Here is a 16574-nt window from a genome sequence, read left to right as displayed (position 1 = left end):
AACCGCCCGCGTGGCGGTTTTCTTTTGGCTCGCCGGCTTGAATGGGTAGAATCGTCCCTCGTTACTCCCCTCATTCGAACGACAGGGCCTCTATGACGAAGGGTTCGCCCCGGGCCGCCGCCGCGCGCGTCCGCCGTGCGATACGAACTGCCGGCCGCACGGCCGCGGTGTTCGTGCTGCAAGCGGTGCTGGCCGCGACCGCTGCGCACGCGGCCTACGCCATTGCGCAGTACGGCGAGCCGAAGTATCCGCCGGGCTTCAGGCATTTCGACTACGTCAACCCCGATGCGCCGAAGGGCGGCACGCTGGTGCTCGCGAACCCGAACCGGCTGACGTCGTTCGACAAGTTCAACCCGTTCACGATGCGCGGCAACTCCGCGCCGGGCATCGACATGTTGTTCGAGAGCCTCGCGACCGGCAGTTCGGACGAGCCGGCCTCCGCGTACGGGCTGCTCGCCGACGACATCGACATCGCGCCGGACCGCCGGTCGGTCACGTTCCACCTGAATCCCCGCGCGCGCTTCTCGAACGGCGAGCGCGTCACCGCCGACGACGTCAAGTTCTCGTTCGACACGCTGAAGAGCAAGCAGGCCGCGCCGCAGTTCGGCGCCTATTTCGCGGAGATCGCGAAGGCCGTGGTCGTCGATCCGGCCACCGTGCGCTTCGAGTTCCGCAGCGCGAACCGCGAATTGCCGCTGATCGCCGGCGGCATGCCGGTGTTTTCCCGCAAGTGGGGATTGCGCGCGGACGGCTCACGCATCCCGTTCGACCAGCTCGCGTTCGAGCAGCCGATCGGCAGCGGCCCGTACCTGATCGACCATTACGACAACGGCCGGACGATCACTTACCGGCGCAACCCGGCGTACTGGGGCGCCGACCTGCCGGTGCGGGTGGGCACCAACAATTTCGAGCGGATCGTCTACAAGCTGTACGGCGACGGCGTCGCGCGGCTCGAGGCGTTCAAGGCCGGCGAATACGACGTGCTCGTCGAGTACATCGCGCGCAACTGGACGCGCCGCGACGTCGGCAAGCGCTTCGACAACGGCGAGCTCGTCAAGCGTGAATTCCGCCAGCATAACGGCGCCGGCATGCAGGGCTTCTTCATGAACCTGCGCCGGCCGCTGTTTCGCGACGTGCGCGTGCGCCAGGCGCTCGACCTCGCGTTCGACTTCGAATGGCTGAACCGCCAGTTGTTTTACAGCGCCTACACGCGTATGAACAGCTACTTCGCCGACACCGACCTGCAGGCGACCGGCACGCCGGGCCCCGGCGAGCTGAAGCTGCTGGAGCCGCTGCGCGCGCAGCTCGACCCGGCCGTGTTCGGTCCGGTGGTCACGCAGCCGAACACGAATCCGCCGGGCTCGCTGCGCGCGAACCTGCTGAAGGCGCGCGCGCTGCTCGCACAGGCCGGCTGGACCTATCGAGACGGCGCGTTGCGCAACGCGAAGGGCGAGCCGTTCACGTTCGAGATCCTCGACGATTCCGGCGCGTCGATGGAAGGGATCGTGGCGGCGTACCAGCGCAACCTGGCGAAGCTCGGCATCGACGCACGTTTTCGCACGGCCGATTACGCGCTCCTGCAAAAGCGCCTCGATGCGTTCGACTACGACATGACGACGATCCGCCTGCCGGGCGTGCAGGTGCCGGGCGCCGAGCAATACTCGCGTTACGCGAGCAAGTTCGCCGACGAGCCGGGCTCCGACAACTTCATCGGGCTGAAGTCGCCGGCCGTCGACGCGCTGCTGCACGCGCTCGGTACCGCGCAGACGCGCGAAGACCTGCTCGACGCGACGCACGCGCTCGACCGCGTGCTGATGCACGGCTACTACGCGGTCCCGCAGTGGTACAGCACGACGCACCGGGTCGCGTACAAGCGCACGCTTGCCTATCCGCAGACGCTGCCGCTGTACTATTCGGCCGAGGGCTGGGTCGTGTCGACCTGGTGGGCGAAGCCCGATCACTGAGCCACGCCGCCCCAACGTCCCATCCCGCCTACCGATCGCGAGTCGACGCCCTATGTGGAGCTACATCCTCAAACGCCTGCTGCTGATGATCCCGACGCTCATCGGCGTGCTGACCCTCACGTTCGCGGTGATCCAGTTCGTGCCGGGCGGCCCCGTCGAACAGGCCGTGCAGGAATTGCGCAAGGGCGCGACGGAGCAGGGCGCGGTGCCGTTCGGGTTGCGTGCGCACACCGGCGTCGACGCGCAGCAGCTCGCGCAGCTCAAGGCGCTGTACGGCTTCGACAAACCACCGCTCGAACGCTACTGGCTGATGCTCAAGCGCTTCGCGCGCTTCGATCTCGGCGAAAGCTACTTTCGCCACCAGAGCGTGTGGTCGCTGGTCGTGCAGAAGCTACCCGTGTCGATCAGCATCGGGCTGTGGACGTTCTTCCTCACGTACCTGATATCGGTGCCGCTCGGCATCGCGAAGGCGGTGCGCAACGGCTCGCCGTTCGACGTCGCGACGAGCCTCGTCGTGCTCGTCGGCTATGCGATTCCGGGCTTCGTGCTCGGCGTGCTGCTGCTCGTGCTGTTCGGCGGCGGCTCGTTCTGGCAGCTGTTCCCGCTGCGCGGGCTCACGTCGGACAACTTCGCGCAGCTGTCGCTCGTCGGCAAGGTGCTCGACTATCTGTGGCACATCGCGCTGCCGATCACGGCGTCGGTCGTCGGCAGCTTCGCGGTCGTCACGATGCTCACGAAGAATGCGTTCCTCGACCAGATCCGCCGGCAATACGTGCTGACCGCGCGTGCGAAGGGGCTCTCCGAGCGCAATGTGCTGTGGAAGCACGTGTTTCGCAATGCGATGCTGCCGCTGATCGTCGGCTTTCCGGCGGCGTTCATCGGCGCGTTCTTCACCGGCAGCCTGCTGATCGAGACGCTGTTCTCGCTCGACGGCCTCGGGCTGCTGTCGTACGAGTCGGTGGTGCGGCGCGACTATCCGGTCGTGCTCGGCACGCTGTACCTGTTCACGCTGATCGGGCTCGCGACCAAGCTGATCTCCGATCTCTGCTATGTGTGGGTCGATCCGCGCATTCAATTCGACACCCTGGAGCGCTGACATGAAACCGTCCGTCTGCATGCCCGGCGTCACCGGGCGAGGTGCGCGATGAACCGGGCCGTCGTGTCCTCCCGCATCGACGCGGCGCGCGCCCGCGTGTCGCCGTCGCCCGCGCGCCGCGTATGGCAGCGCTTCAGGCAGCAGCGCCTCGGCTACTGGAGCTTCGTGATCTTTTTCGTGGCCTTTGCCGCGAGCGTGGCGGCGCCGTTGTGGTCGAACGACAAGCCGCTCGTCGTGCGTTACGACGGCCAGTACTATTTCCCGTTGTTCCACGCGTATCCGGAGACGACCTTCGGCGGCGATTTCCCGACGCCGGCCGACTATCTCGATCCGTACGTGCGCAAGCGGCTCGAGGCGCCCGGCAACTTCGTCGTCTACCCGCCGAACCGCTACTACTACGACACGCTGAACTACTTCTCGAACGTGCCGAACCCCGCGCCGCCGTCGCGCGCGAACTGGCTCGGCACCGACGCGCAGGGGCGCGACCTGCTCGCGCGGCTCGTGTACGGGTTCCGCGTGTCGGTCGAGTTCGGGCTGATCCTGACCGTGATCGGCACGCTGCTCGGGATCGCCGCGGGCGCCGTGCAGGGCTTCTTCGGCGGACGCATCGACATCGTCGGGCAGCGGCTGATCGAGATCTGGAGCTCGTTGCCGGAGCTGTACCTGCTGATCATCTTCGCGTCGATCTTCGAGCCGAGCTTCCTGCTGCTGATCGTGCTGCTGTCGCTGTTCGGCTGGATCGGGCTCGCCGACTACGTGCGCGCGGAATTCCTGCGCAACCGCACGCAGGATTACGTGCGCGCGGCGCGCGCGATGGGCCTCACGAACTGGCAGATCATCTGGCGCCACGTGCTGCCGAACAGTCTCACGCCGGTGATCACGTTCCTGCCGTTCCGGATGAGCGGCTCGATCCTCGCGCTCACCAGCCTCGATTTCCTCGGGCTCGGCGTGCCGCCGCCGACCCCGAGCCTCGGCGAGCTGCTCGCGCAAGGCAAGGGCAACCTCGACGCGTGGTGGATCTCGCTGTCGACCTTCGGCGTGCTGGTCGCGACGCTGCTGCTGCTGACCTTCATGGGCGATGCGCTGCGCAACGCACTCGACACGCGGATCGCCGATTCGGTGCGCGCGGCGGGAGGCCAGCGATGAGCGAACCGGTCGTATCGACGCAGCACGAGCCGTTGCTGACGCTCGAGCATCTGCACGTGCGCTTCGGCGACACGGTCGCGGTGGACGACGTGACGCTCGCGATCGGACGCGGCGAGCGCGTCGCGCTGGTCGGCGAGTCGGGCTCGGGCAAGAGCGTGACCGCGCTGTCGATCCTGCGGCTGTTGCGCGACGCCGACGTGAGCGGCGCGATCCGCTTCGCCGGGCAGGACCTCGTCGGCAAGAGCGAGCGCGAGATGCGCGGGCTGCGCGGCTCGGACATCGCGATGATCTTCCAGGAGCCGATGACCGCGCTCAACCCGCTGTATACGATCGGCGTGCAGATCGGCGAGACGATCGTGCTGCACGACGGCGTCTCGGCGGTCGAGGCGCGCAAGCGCGCGATCGCGTTGCTCGCGCGCACGGGCATCGCGGAGCCGGAGAAGCGTGTCGACAGCTATCCGCACCAGTTGTCGGGCGGCCAGCGGCAGCGCGCGATGATCGCGATGGCGCTCGCCTGCCGGCCGCGCCTGCTGCTGGCCGACGAACCGACCACCGCGCTCGACGTGACGATCCGCGCGCAGATCGTCGACCTGCTGCTGGAACTGCAGCGCGAGGAAGCGGAAAAGCGCGGGATGGCGATCCTGCTGATCACGCACGACCTGAATCTCGTGCGGCACTTCGCGGATCGCGTCGCGGTGATGGAGCACGGCCGGCTCGTCGAGAGCGGGCCGGTCGAACGGATCTTCGCGGAACCCGAGCATCCGTACACGCAGCGGCTCTTGAACAGCCGGCCGCAACGCGCGGTCACCCCGGTGATGCCGATCGCGCCCGTCGTGCTCGACGCGCAGCACGTGAGCGTGCAGTTCGCACGCAAGCGGCCGGGCATCGCGGGCTGGTTCGGCTCGGTGCCGGTGACGGCCGTCGCGGACGTGTCGGTGTCGGTGCGGCAGGGCGAGACGCTCGGCATCGTCGGCGAATCGGGGTCGGGGAAGTCGACGCTCGCGATGGCGCTGCTCGGCCTGCAGAAGACGGCCGGCGGCACGATCGAATTCCAGGGGCGTGCGCTGTCGACCTATCGCGGCCGTGAACAGACCGCGCTGCGCTCGAACATGCAGGTCGTCTTTCAGGATCCGTTCAGTTCGCTTTCGCCGCGCCACACGATCGAGCGGATCGTCGGCGAGGGGCTCGAGCTGCATCGCCCGGACATGACGCCCGACGCACGGCGTGCGAAGTCGCTGGCGGTGCTGCGCGAAGTCGGCCTCGACCGCACGGTGCTGCACCGTTATCCGCATGAATTCTCGGGCGGGCAGCGCCAGCGGATCGCGATCGCGCGGGCGCTGGTGCTGGAGCCGCGCATCCTGATCCTCGACGAGCCGACGTCCGCGCTCGACGTGTCGATCCAGCAGCAGGTGCTGAAGCTGCTCGCGAATTTGCAACAGAAATACAACCTCGGCTATGTCTTCATCAGCCATGACCTGGAGGTGATCGGGGCGATGGCGCACCGCGTCGCGGTGATGCAGGACGGGGCCGTCGTCGAGTCGGGAGAGGTGGCCGACATCTTCACCAGACCGTCACATCCTTACACACAAAAGCTGTTGAAAGCGGTCTGGAAAGCGTGATAGGCGGCCAATGGTCTGACCATCTCGATTGTATTTATTAATTTGTTTTGACAAACGATTACGCGCTGGCTAGTATCGACCGAAATTTTCCGCCAATCAGCTGATTTTTAAGCACATTCCATCGACCAATGCAGCATCGATCCCTGACCCAGGCATGCGCGCGCACCATCGCCGGGCTGTTCATCGGCGCCCTGTTCGCAGCAGCACCCGGCGCGTTCGCCGACGAAGTCAGCAGTTTTAACCAGAATGTCACGAATTCGACGCAGAACGCGTCGAATGCCTCTCTCCAGCAGACCAGCGCGCAGCCGTCGAGCGGCGGCGCGAAGTCGTTCCTCGCGGGCATGGCCGGCAAGGCAGGCGACGTGGTCGTCGGCGCGCTGAACATGATCGGCGTGCGTTATCGCTGGGGCGGCAACTCTCCGGATTCGGGCCTCGACTGCAGCGGCTTCGTGCGCTACGTGTTCCAGGACACCCTCGGCATGTCGCTGCCGCGTCGTGCGGAAGAGATGAGCCGCGTCGGCGAGAAGGTGAGCATGAGCAACCTCAAGCCGGGCGACCTCGTGTTCTTCAACACGATGCGCCGTACGTTCTCGCACGTCGGCATCTACATCGGCGACAACAAGTTCGTGCACTCGCCGTCGACGGGCAGCACGATCCGCGTCGACGATCTCGATAGCGGCTACTGGGAAAAGCGTTTCACCGGCGCGCGCCGGCTCGAATCGGAGTTTCCGATGAAGCCGGAAGACCTGCGTCAGCGCGTGCGCGCGACGATCGGCGACGATTCCGCGAACGGCAACAACTGACGTTCGACGGCCGGCCCGGCCGGATCGAAAAAACCCTGTCACCGAGAGGCGGCAGGGTTTTTTGTTTTGGGGCGGTGCAAACGGCGGGCTGAAAACCGTTGAGCCGTTGTCGGGCCGGCGGCGCGCGCCGGCCTGAACATCGCGGTGCTTTACGCGGCAGCCACGCCGCGTGCTGCCGCGAGCTTGCGCTGCAGCTCCGGCATGATGCGCGCGACGGCTTCCTCGCCCGCGAGAATCGCCGCGTTGCGCTGGTTGAAGTCGCTGCCGCCCATCGCGTTGAGATTCGGGCGGATCACGACGTCCGCATACTTGTCGAGCTCGTAGGTCTTGATCGTCTGGCCCATGATCGTGAAGGTCTGCAGCAGCATCTCGATCGGGTTATTGGTTGCCGCGCCGTCCGGCCGGGACGAGATGTCGACCGCGATCACGAAGCTCGCGCCCATCTTGCGCGCATACGACGCGGGCACCGGGCTCACGAGGCCGCCATCCACATACTCGCGGTTGCCGATCTTCACCGGCTCGAACACCGACGGCACGCTGCACGATGCGCGCACCGCGAGCCCCGTATTGCCTTGCTGGAACAGGATCGGCTGGCCGTTCTGCAGATCGGTCGCGACGATGCCGAGCGGCTTCGCCATCTTCTCGATCGGCCGGTTGTTGAGGGTCTTGTTCAGGAAGTTCTGCAGCGCCACGCCCTGCAGCAGCCCGCGCGAGCGGAACGGCAGCGCCCAGTCGCTGATCGCCGCCTGGTCCATGTCGAGCGCGATCTTGTTGATCTGAAGGGCGCTCATGCCCGATGCATAGAGTGCGCCGACCACCGAGCCCGCGCTCGTGCCCGCGACGATCTCGATCGGGATGCCACGCGCCTCGAGCGCCTTCAGCACGCCGATGTGCGAGAAGCCGCGCGCGGCGCCGCCGCCGAGGGCGATGCCGATCTTCACCGGCTTTTCCTGCGGCAGTGCGGCGCCGGGGCGGGATTTGTCGCCGAACGACGTGCAGGCGGCGAGGCTGGCGGACGCGGCGGCGATCGTGAAGTGGCGGCGCGACAGGCGAGGGGACGACATCGAATGGTTCTCCGGCGGCTTGGCGGCGGGTGTCACGGCCCGCGGCGGCGATAGGTTCCGAGCGGCCGCGCAGGGGTTCCGTGCGGCCGGCGCCGCGCCGGCTGGCGGCCGCGGCGCGCACATCATAAAGCAAGCGGCGCGCTTGGCGCGATGTCCGGCGCGAGTATAATTCCGGCTTCTTTCCCGTTCCGGGCGTCGCCGGCCCCGTTGCTGTCCGGGCTGCCGCCGTCGATCCCGCGTCGAATCATTCATGCGCCCCAGGCGTTCGAGTTACCGTTTATGACCCGTCCTGTCCGTACCCGCTTCGCGCCGAGTCCCACCGGCTTCATCCACCTCGGCAACATCCGCTCCGCGCTCTATCCGTGGGCGTTCGCCCGCAAGATGAAGGGCACGTTCGTGCTGCGCATCGAGGATACCGACGTCGAGCGTTCGTCGCAGGAAGCGGTCGACGCGATCCTCGAAGGGATGCAATGGCTCGGCCTGGATTTCGACGAAGGCCCGATCTACCAGATGCAGCGGATGGACCGCTATCGCGAGGTGCTCGCGCAGATGCTCGAGAAGGGCCTCGCGTACCCGTGCTACATGTCGGCCGAGGAACTCGACGCGCTGCGCGAACGCCAGCGCGAGGCCGGCCTGAAGCCGCGCTACGACGGCACGTGGCGGCCGGAGCCCGGCAAGGTGCTGCCGGAGCCGCCGGCCGGCGTGAAGCCGGTGCTGCGCTTCCGCAATCCGCTGACCGGCACGGTCGTGTGGGACGACGCCGTGAAGGGGCGTGTCGAGATCTCGAACGAGGAACTCGACGACCTCGTGATCGCGCGCCCGGACGGCACGCCGATCTACAACTTCTGCGTGGTGGTGGACGACATGGACATGGGCATCACGCACGTGATCCGTGGCGACGACCACGTGAACAACACGCCGCGCCAGATCAACATCCTGAATGCGCTCGGCGGCGAGCCGCCCGTCTACGCGCACCTGCCGACCGTGCTGAACGAGCAGGGCGAGAAGATGAGCAAGCGGCATGGCGCGATGAGCGTGATGGCGTACCGCGATGCGGGCTTCCTGCCCGAAGCCGTCGTCAACTATCTCGCGCGCCTCGGCTGGTCGCACGGCGACGCGGAGATCTTCTCGCGCGAGCAGTTCGTCGAATGGTTCGATCTCGAGCATCTCGGCAAGTCGCCCGCGCAGTACGACCACAGCAAGCTGAGCTGGCTGAACGCGCATTACATCAAGGAAGCCGACAACGCGCGCCTCGCCGAGCTGGCGAAGCCGTTCCTCTCCGCCCTCGGCATCGACGATGCGGCGATCGGGACGGGCCCGGCGCTTGAGGCGGTGGTCGGGCTGATGAAGGATCGCGCGACGACGGTCAAGGAGATCGCGGAAGGCGCCGCGATGTTCTACCGTGTGCCGGCACCGGAAGCCGATGCGCTCGCGCAGCACGTGACCGATGCGGTGCGTCCGGCGCTGGCCGATCTCGCCGCTGCGCTGAAGGCGGCCGACTGGACGAAGGAGGCCGTGTCCGCCGCGCTGAAGTCGACGCTCGGCACGCACAAGCTGAAGATGCCGCAACTGGCGATGCCGGTGCGCCTGCTGGTGGCGGGTACGACGCATACGCCGTCGATCGATGCGGTGCTCGTGCTGTTCGGTCGCGATGTCGTGGTGTCGCGCATCGAGGCGGCGCTGGCCTGAGGTTCGAGGGCTAGCGAAGCTGCCCGTGCGTGACATCGCGGCAGCTTCGCAAAAAATTTCGCTCGAATCGCAAAAAGGGTATTTACAAGTTCGAAGTAGCTCCATATAATCTCATTTCTGTTCTGCAAGGGGGTATAGCTCAGCTGGGAGAGCGCTTGCATGGCATGCAAGAGGTCAGCGGTTCGATCCCGCTTACCTCCACCATCAGAACAAGCTGAGTTGATTTGCGAAGCACGGGTAGTAATAAATGCTTCACAAAATGATTCAAAGCAGTTAGAATTTCGGCCTTCGCTGTTGATTGAAAAGTGAATAGCGAAAGTCAGACAGATCTGAAAAGATTTTGTCCCCTTCGTCTAGAGGCCTAGGACATCACCCTTTCACGGTGAGTACAGGGGTTCGAATCCCCTAGGGGACGCCAGATTCAGCGGCGTTTCGTAGAAATGTCGCAACGCTTGCAGGAACGTAACCGACGTCCTGCGGGTGAGGGTAGGAAAGCTGGAGCGGTAGTTCAGTCGGTTAGAATACCGGCCTGTCACGCCGGGGGTCGCGGGTTCGAGTCCCGTCCGCTCCGCCAGAACGAAGCCCGTTCAAGACGTTTTTGAGCGGGCTTTTGTATTAAGGATGTAAGCAGTACGTTGTCCCCTTCGTCTAGAGGCCTAGGACATCACCCTTTCACGGTGAGTACAGGGGTTCGAATCCCCTAGGGGACGCCAGATTCAGCGGCGTTTCGTAGAAGTGTCGCAACATCTGCAGGAACGTGACGATGTCCTGCAGGTGCGAGTAAGAAAGCTGGAGCGGTAGTTCAGTTGGTTAGAATACCGGCCTGTCACGCCGGGGGTCGCGGGTTCGAGCCCCGTCCGCTCCGCCAGAACGAAGCCCGTTCAAAGAACGTTTTTTGAACGGGCTTTTGCATTAAAGATGTAAGCAGTACGTTGTCCCCTTCGTCTAGAGGCCTAGGACATCACCCTTTCACGGTGAGTACAGGGGTTCGAATCCCCTAGGGGACGCCAGATTTCGGCGTCGTTCGAACAAACGATGCGCCGGCAGGAAGCAACCGACGCCTGCCAGGCAAGTAGCAAGACTGGAGCGGTAGTTCAGTCGGTTAGAATACCGGCCTGTCACGCCGGGGGTCGCGGGTTCGAGTCCCGTCCGCTCCGCCAGAAAATGAAGAAGCCCGCCTTGTGCGGGCTTTTTCATTTGCGTTTCCGGTTGTGCCCGCTTGCGGGCGCGTGACTGCGGAGCGGAGGAAGCCGCCTGCGCGGCTTCCGGCGGGACTCGAAGGGCTGCGCTTGCAAGCGCAGCCGCGGCCTGCGGGATGTAGGCGAGTCCCGTCCGCTCCGCCAGAAAATGAAGAAGCCCGCCTTGTGCGGGCTTTTTCATTTGCGTTTCCGGTTGTGCCCGCTGGCCGCGTAACGTCCGGTCATCCGGCGTCGAGCCGCTACGAGAAATCCGCGATTGCATCCGCATGCGACTGCGCTATCGTGGCGGGATGCGTTCTTGACCCCTGCGCGATGCTCGATCCGACCGACCTGCGACTCCTGTATCAGCTCCGGCCCGCGGAGGCTGGCGATTTTCCGTTTGCCGAAGCGCTGACGCACGGCAACATGGGCGGCTACTACAAGCGCCATGGGCTCGTGTGGCGCAGCGACCTGTTCTACGCGAGCTGGCGCGAATCCGAGAACTTCATCCTCGAGGCCGATGGCGAGCGCATCGGCGTGCTGCGCGTGACCGAGGAAGGCGACTCGCTGCACATCCGCGACGTGCAGATCGCGGCCGGTCATCGCGGGCAGGGCGCCGGCACCTACATGCTCGACATGTCGCATCGCTGGGCGCGTGCGCGCGGGCTGCACGAACTGCAACTGCGCGTGTTCGTCGACAATCCAGCCGCGCGTCTCTACCTGCGCATGGGCTATCAGGTTGCCGGGTCGCGGCTCGCGCAACTGGGCTCGATCCGCCACATGGTGCGACCGGTCTGAAGTCCTGACGGCCTGAAGCGACGCGTTCAGCGGGCAGCGTCGATCGCGTCGTCGTCCGGCATTTCGTCGTCCGCGCGGCTGCCTTCCGGGCCGCGGTGCTCGTAGCCGCGCAGCATGAATGCGCGCGGGCTTTCGCCGAATGCACGCCTGAACATCGCCGAAAACGCGCTCTGGCTCTGGTAGCCGAGTTCGCGCGCGATATGCGACAGCGGGCGCCCCTGGTTCAGCAGCGGAATGGCCCGCGCCAGCAGCGCCTGCTGGCGCCACTGCGAAAAGCTCACGCCCAGTTCCTGCTTGAAGAGCCGCGAAATCGTGCGCGTGCTGGCGCCGACCTCGCTGGCCCAATGCTCGAGCGACTCCGCGTGGGCCGGGTGCGCGAGGACCGATTCGCACAGCATGCGCAGCCTTTTTTCGTCGGGCATCGGCACCGCGAGCGGCAGCGGCTCGGCGTGACTCAGCTCGTCGAGCACGAGCCCGCACAGCAGGCGCTCGCGCGTGGTGCTCAGGTCGCGCGCGTCGAGTGCGACGATCAGCTCGCGCAGGAGTCCCGTCACCTCGACGACGCGGCACGCGTCGAGCCCGTCCGGCACGATCGACTCGTCGATATACAGCGTGCGCAAATACGCCTCTTCGACGATCACGACCTCGTGCGTCACGCGCGGCGGCACCCAGATCGCGCGGGACGGCGGCACCATCCAGGTCGTGCCGGTCGTCGCGACGCGCAGCACGCCGCGCGATGCGTATGCGAGCTGCGCCCACGCATGCGTATGCAGCGGGATGCGGTGGCCGGTATTGACCTGCCGTGCGCGCACGCGCATCGGATGGACGGCGGTCGGCGCGAATTCGGGCGGAATGTCGATGACGTACGGGTTCGGTACGTCGGCTTGGAACGGCGGGTTCATGGACGATTCGGGCAGCGCGGCGGCGATGCCGTTATTGTAGAAGGCGCCGCGAACGTGCATACGGCGGTTTGTCGGGCGATCATGCCGCGTTCAAATGAACTTTGTGTGGGGGCCCGGCGATTTCCGGACTGCCCCGGGGCCGGGCGCGCTGGCGGGTTCGAACCATCCGGCCGGTATCGTGGTCTATCGAGGCGCGGGCGATTTCGCCACGAATCGCGTGCGGACACGGCACCATACGAATCAAAGAGGAGAACCACGATGCGCTACGTATTCGTCTACGGCACCCTGAGAAACGGGGAGGTCAACGACATCGGCCACGCGGCCGCCAGGCACGGGATTGCCGCGCCGACGCTGCTCGGTGCCGTCGCGCTGCCGGGCGAACTGTACGATTTCGGTACCTATCCGGGAATGATTGCCGGGTCGGCCGACAAGTCGCTGGTGTGGGGCGACGTCTACGAGGTCGACGACCGGCTCGTTCCGGTGCTCGACGAGATCGAGCGCGTGTATCCGGGCGTCGACTCGCTGTTCAAGCCGGAAGACGTGACCGTCGAGCTCGGCGGCCGGCAGTACGCCTGCCTTTACTATCCGGTCGCCGCGCACGCGATTGCGGGGCGTCCGCGCATTGCGTCGGGCGACTGGGTTCAGCATCGGCGCGAGCGGGAAGCCGTGTGACCGGTTGCGCGGCAGCCGCGGTAGCGGATCCTGTCGCAAAAGAAAAAGCGCCCCGCGGGGCGCTTTTTTGATGCCGTCATCGCACGCGACCGGCGCCGACGCAGGGCCGGCCCCGGTCGAGGCGGGCAGCGACGTCAGATTTCCTCGTACAGCGGCAGCGTCAGGAATTCGGTGAAGCCTTCCGACGTCGACATCTGCTCGAAGATCGCCGCCGCGCGCTCGTACGGCTGCGTGTTGCCGCCGACCGAGCGCTTCACGTTGTCGAGTTCGGCCTTCGAGAGTTCACGCACGAGTTCGGCGGTGACCTTGCGGCCGTCGTCGAGCACGCCCTTCGGCGAGCGGATCCACTGCCACACCTGCGAACGGGAGATTTCGGCCGTGGCCGCGTCTTCCATCAGGTTGTGGATCGGCACGCAGCCGTTGCCGTCGAGCCATGCGCCGAGGTAGTGGATGCCGACGTTGATGTTGTTGCGCAGGCCGGCTTCGGTGATCGGCGCTTCCGGCTGGAAGTCGAGCAGGTTCCTGCCTTCGACCTGCACGTCGTCGCGCTGCTTCGCGATCTGGTTCGGCTTGTCGCCGAGCACCTTGACGAACTCTTCCATCGCGATCGGCACGAGGCCCGGATGGGCCACCCAGCCGCCGTCGTAGCCGTCGGTCGCGTCACGCTGCTTGTCCGAGCGCACGCCGCCCATGGCCTTGTCGTTCGCTTCCGGATCGTTCTTGATCGGGATCAGCGCGCTCATCCCGCCGATCGCCGGCGCGTTGCGCTTGTGGCAGGTCTTCAGCAGCAGCAGCGCGTACGCGCGCATGAACGGCACCGTCATCGTGATCTTCGAACGCTCGGCGAGGCAGAAGTCGCGGTCGTTCTTGAACTTCTTGATGGCCGAGAAGATGTAGTCCCAGCGGCCGGCGTTCAGGCCCGAGCTGTGTTCGCGCAGTTCGTACAGGATTTCGTCCATCTCGAACGCGGCGAGGATCGTCTCGATCAGCACCGTCGCGCGGATCGTGCCGCGCGGCACGCCGACGCCTTCCTGCGCGGCGACGAAGATGTCGTTCCACAGGCGCGCCTCGAGATGGCTTTCCATCTTCGGCAGGTAGAAGTACGGGCCCGAGCCGCGCGCGAGCAGCTCCTTCGCGTTGTGGAACAGGAACAGCGCGAAATCGAAGATGCCGCCGGACACGCGCTGGCCGTCGACCGTCACGTGCTTCTCGTCGAGGTGCCAGCCGCGCGGACGCACGATCAGCGTCGCGACCTTGTCGTTCAGCCGGTACGACTTGCCGTTCTGCTCGAGCGAGATCGTGCGGCGCACCGCGTCCTTCAGGTTGATCTGGCCGTCGATCTGGTTCGTCCAGCTCGGCGCGTTCGAATCCTCGAAGTCCGTCATGTACGAATCGGCGCCCGAGTTCAGCGCGTTGATGATCATCTTGCGCTCGACGGGGCCCGTGATCTCGACACGGCGGCATTGCAGGTCGGCCGGCAGCGGCGCGACCTTCCAGTCGCCTTCGCGGATCGCCTTCGTCTCGGCCAGGAAGTCGGGGCGCTCGCCCGCGTCGAGGCGTTTCGTGCGCTCGACGCGCGCCTGCAGCAGCGCCTGGCGGCGCGGTTCGAACGTGCGGTGCAGCGCTGCAACGAGTGCGAGCGCTTCAGGCGTCAGGATTGCTTCGTAACCCGGCTTGATTTCGCCGGTGATCGCCATGCCTTGCGGCAGCGTGATCGGGGTGCTCATGAGTCTCATCTCCTTGGTCGGTCAGTTGCGGTTTCGGTGAAGGGGGGAAGGCGGCAGCGCTGCGAACGTCATGCACCCGGGCTGGGGCGCGTGCGGTTTGCGGGTCTGCCGGACGGAGCCGGGGTGGCGAGGAATGCGAGCAGGTCGGCCATGCCGGTGCCGATGCCGTCGGGCGGCGCGCCGAGTTCCTCGGCGGGCGCGCCCGTGCGGTTGAGCCAGAACGTCGTGTAGCCGAACCAGACGGCGCCGGCGACGTCCCACGCGTTCGACGACACGAACACGATGCCCCGCCGGTTCGGACCGAACGCGTCGGTGCCGAGCGCGTAGGCGGCCGGGCTCGGCTTGTACGCGCGCACGGTGTCGGCCGACAGCACGCGATCGAACAGCCCGGACATGCCGGCGCTCTTGATCGCGATGTCGAGCATCTGCGGCGTGCCGTTCGACAGGATCCCGAGCGGCGGGCGCGGGTCGAGCGCGCGCAGCTTGCGCAGCGCGGGCACCGTATCGGGATAGGTGGACAGGCACGCGTATTCGTCCATCAGCCGCTTCTCGGCCGCGCTGTTCAGCGCGAGCCCGAGCCGGCGCGCGGCGAACCGCAGCGCGTCGAGCGTGATGTCCCGGAACGGGCGATAGCGGGCGCCGGCCGGATCGGCGAGCGTGCGCAGTTGCGAGTATTCGATTTGCTTGCGTCGCCACAACTGCGACAACCGTTCCCCGTGACCGGGAAACATCTGCTCCGCCGCGGCCAGGACCGCACGCACGTCGAACAACGTGCCGAATGCGTCGAAGAGGATTGCGTCGGGAGAGGAGAGTGTCGTTGTGGCCGACATAGCCTTGCACTCCAGTTTCAGAGGTCAGGTGAATTCTATTCGTGATCGTATGTGCTAAAAAAGACGCTAAACATCACTTGATCTTTTACTTTCATCTACCTAATCTTGAGCGGTTTAAGCTATTTGAAGGGCGACGGCGCCGCCCCTGCGAGTCATGGACCGGTTCAAGCAGATCGAAACGTTCGCCGCGGTCGCGGCAAAGGGCAGCCTGTCGGCGGCCGCGCACGCGGAAGGGGTCGCGCCCGCGATCATCGGCCGCCGGCTCGACGCGCTCGAGGAGCGGCTTGGCGTGAAGCTGCTGGTGCGCACGACGCGCAAGCTCACGCTGACGTTCGAGGGCTCGGCGTTCCTCGAGGATTGCCAGCGCGTCATCAACGACATGCAGAACGCGGAGGCGAGCGTGTCCGCCGGCGGCGTCAAGGCGAGCGGCCACCTGCGCATCTCGGCGCCGGCCGGCTTCGGCCGGCGGCACGTCGCGCCGCTCGTGCCCGAATTCAGCGTCGGGCATCCGGATGTATCGGTCACGCTCGATCTGTCCGACCGGATGGTCGACCTCGTCAACGAGGGGTTCGATTGCGCGGTGCGGCTCGGCGAGCTGCCCGACTCGTCGCTCGTGTCGCTGAAGCTCGGCGAGAACCGTCGCGTGTGCGTCGCTTCGCCCGCGTATTTGGCTCGACGCGGCACGCCGGTCACGCTTGCCGAGCTGGCGCGGCACAATTGCCTCGCGCTCGCGGCAAACGCGAACCAGCAACGCGGCTGGACGTTCCAGGAGGACGACAAGGTCGTGTCGATCCGCGTGAACGGCACGATGGAATGCTCGGACGGTGCGGTGCTGCACGAGTGGTGCCTCGAAGGCCACGGCCTGGCGTGGCGCTCGTGGTGGGAGGTCGGCGAGGACATCGCGGCCGGCCGGCTCGTCAGCGTGCTCGACGCATTCGCCGCCCCGCCGATCGGTATCCACGCGGTGTTTCCGCAACGTCGGCATCTGCCGCTGCGCGTGCGGCTGTTTCTCGATTACCTGAAGCACACGTACGAGCGGCCCGGTTATTGGGGCGAGTAGGCGGCGGCCAGCCGCGCGTTTCCGAT

The 16574-nt window shown here is 66.1% G+C and carries 13 protein-coding genes and 7 tRNA genes; 16 read left to right on the top strand and 4 right to left on the bottom strand.

Annotated elements, in window-relative coordinates; genetic code table 11:
• The first annotated feature begins 92 nt into the window (after positions 1–92).
• From CFB40_RS11360 to CFB40_RS11340, 5 genes are all read left to right on the top strand, one after another.
• Positions 93–1964: an extracellular solute-binding protein gene (locus CFB40_RS11360; protein ID WP_089425716.1), complete on the top strand. Its 1872-nt coding sequence runs from the start codon at positions 93–95 to the stop codon at positions 1962–1964.
• A 52-nt stretch (positions 1965–2016) separates the two neighbouring features.
• The gene (locus tag CFB40_RS11355; protein ID WP_089425715.1) at positions 2017–3060 is read left to right on the top strand and encodes a microcin C ABC transporter permease YejB; all 1044 of its coding nucleotides are present in this window, start codon (positions 2017–2019) and stop codon (positions 3058–3060) included.
• Positions 3061–3108: 48 nt separating this feature from the next.
• Positions 3109–4206: an ABC transporter permease gene (locus CFB40_RS11350; protein WP_011352500.1), complete on the top strand. Its 1098-nt coding sequence runs from the start codon at positions 3109–3111 to the stop codon at positions 4204–4206.
• Positions 4203–5825 (top strand): ABC transporter ATP-binding protein, encoded by a 1623-nt coding sequence (locus CFB40_RS11345; protein ID WP_089425714.1) that lies wholly within the window; start codon positions 4203–4205, stop codon positions 5823–5825. Before CFB40_RS11350 ends, CFB40_RS11345 begins: the two co-directional genes overlap by 4 nt.
• Positions 5826–5953: 128 nt before the next feature.
• The gene (locus CFB40_RS11340) at positions 5954–6628 is read left to right on the top strand and encodes a C40 family peptidase (RefSeq protein WP_089425713.1); all 675 of its coding nucleotides are present in this window, start codon (positions 5954–5956) and stop codon (positions 6626–6628) included.
• Between the two features lie 149 nt (positions 6629–6777).
• On the opposite strand, the gene CFB40_RS11335 is transcribed toward CFB40_RS11340, so the two are convergent.
• Positions 6778–7692, bottom strand: coding sequence for a patatin-like phospholipase family protein (locus CFB40_RS11335; protein WP_089425949.1), 915 nt, complete (start codon positions 7690–7692; stop codon positions 6778–6780).
• Positions 7693–7971: 279 nt separating this feature from the next.
• Between CFB40_RS11335 and gltX the strand changes: the two genes are divergently transcribed.
• From gltX to CFB40_RS11290, 9 genes are all read left to right on the top strand, one after another.
• Positions 7972–9381: a glutamate--tRNA ligase gene (gltX, locus tag CFB40_RS11330; RefSeq protein WP_089431243.1), complete on the top strand. Its 1410-nt coding sequence runs from the start codon at positions 7972–7974 to the stop codon at positions 9379–9381.
• Positions 9382–9509: 128 nt separating this feature from the next.
• Positions 9510–9585: transfer RNA gene (locus tag CFB40_RS11325), tRNA-Ala, on the top strand.
• 138 nt (positions 9586–9723) lie between these two features.
• Positions 9724–9799 (top strand) — tRNA-Glu (locus CFB40_RS11320).
• Positions 9800–9878: 79 nt separating this feature from the next.
• A tRNA-Asp gene (locus CFB40_RS11315) sits at positions 9879–9955 on the top strand.
• A gap of 63 nt (positions 9956–10018) precedes the next feature.
• Positions 10019–10094, top strand: a tRNA-Glu gene (locus CFB40_RS11310).
• Positions 10095–10172: 78 nt separating this feature from the next.
• A tRNA-Asp gene (locus CFB40_RS11305) sits at positions 10173–10249 on the top strand.
• Between the two features lie 66 nt (positions 10250–10315).
• A tRNA-Glu gene (locus CFB40_RS11300) sits at positions 10316–10391 on the top strand.
• A 73-nt stretch (positions 10392–10464) separates the two neighbouring features.
• Positions 10465–10541 (top strand) — tRNA-Asp (locus CFB40_RS11295).
• Positions 10542–10892: 351 nt separating this feature from the next.
• Positions 10893–11357, top strand: a complete 465-nt coding sequence (locus CFB40_RS11290; RefSeq protein WP_027787064.1) for a GNAT family N-acetyltransferase — start codon at positions 10893–10895, stop codon at positions 11355–11357.
• A 26-nt stretch (positions 11358–11383) separates the two neighbouring features.
• On the opposite strand, the gene CFB40_RS11285 is transcribed toward CFB40_RS11290, so the two are convergent.
• Positions 11384–12259, bottom strand: a complete 876-nt coding sequence (locus tag CFB40_RS11285) for an AraC family transcriptional regulator (protein WP_089425948.1) — start codon at positions 12257–12259, stop codon at positions 11384–11386.
• A gap of 258 nt (positions 12260–12517) precedes the next feature.
• Here CFB40_RS11285 and CFB40_RS11280 point away from each other — a divergent pair, with 258 nt between their 5' ends.
• Complete coding sequence (locus CFB40_RS11280; protein WP_089425711.1) at positions 12518–12931, top strand: gamma-glutamylcyclotransferase family protein; 414 nt, start codon at positions 12518–12520, stop codon at positions 12929–12931.
• A 134-nt stretch (positions 12932–13065) separates the two neighbouring features.
• On the opposite strand, the gene aceB is transcribed toward CFB40_RS11280, so the two are convergent.
• Positions 13066–14658, bottom strand: a complete 1593-nt coding sequence (gene aceB / locus CFB40_RS11275; RefSeq protein WP_089431446.1) for a malate synthase A — start codon at positions 14656–14658, stop codon at positions 13066–13068.
• Between the two features lie 68 nt (positions 14659–14726).
• The gene (locus tag CFB40_RS11270; protein WP_089431242.1) at positions 14727–15488 is read right to left on the bottom strand and encodes a haloacid dehalogenase type II; all 762 of its coding nucleotides are present in this window, start codon (positions 15486–15488) and stop codon (positions 14727–14729) included.
• A 154-nt stretch (positions 15489–15642) separates the two neighbouring features.
• Between CFB40_RS11270 and CFB40_RS11265 the strand changes: the two genes are divergently transcribed.
• Entirely contained in the window at positions 15643–16548 is a 906-nt protein-coding gene (locus CFB40_RS11265) for a LysR family transcriptional regulator (RefSeq protein ID WP_089425709.1), read from the top strand.
• Positions 16549–16574: the final 26 nt, after the last annotated feature.

The sequence above is a fragment of the Burkholderia sp. AU31652 genome, assembly GCF_002223155.1.
In the GTDB taxonomy this organism is placed as follows: Bacteria; Pseudomonadota; Gammaproteobacteria; order Burkholderiales; family Burkholderiaceae; genus Burkholderia.
Note: the sequence above shows the minus strand (reverse complement) of the source record. Positions and strands in the feature narration are given on the sequence as shown.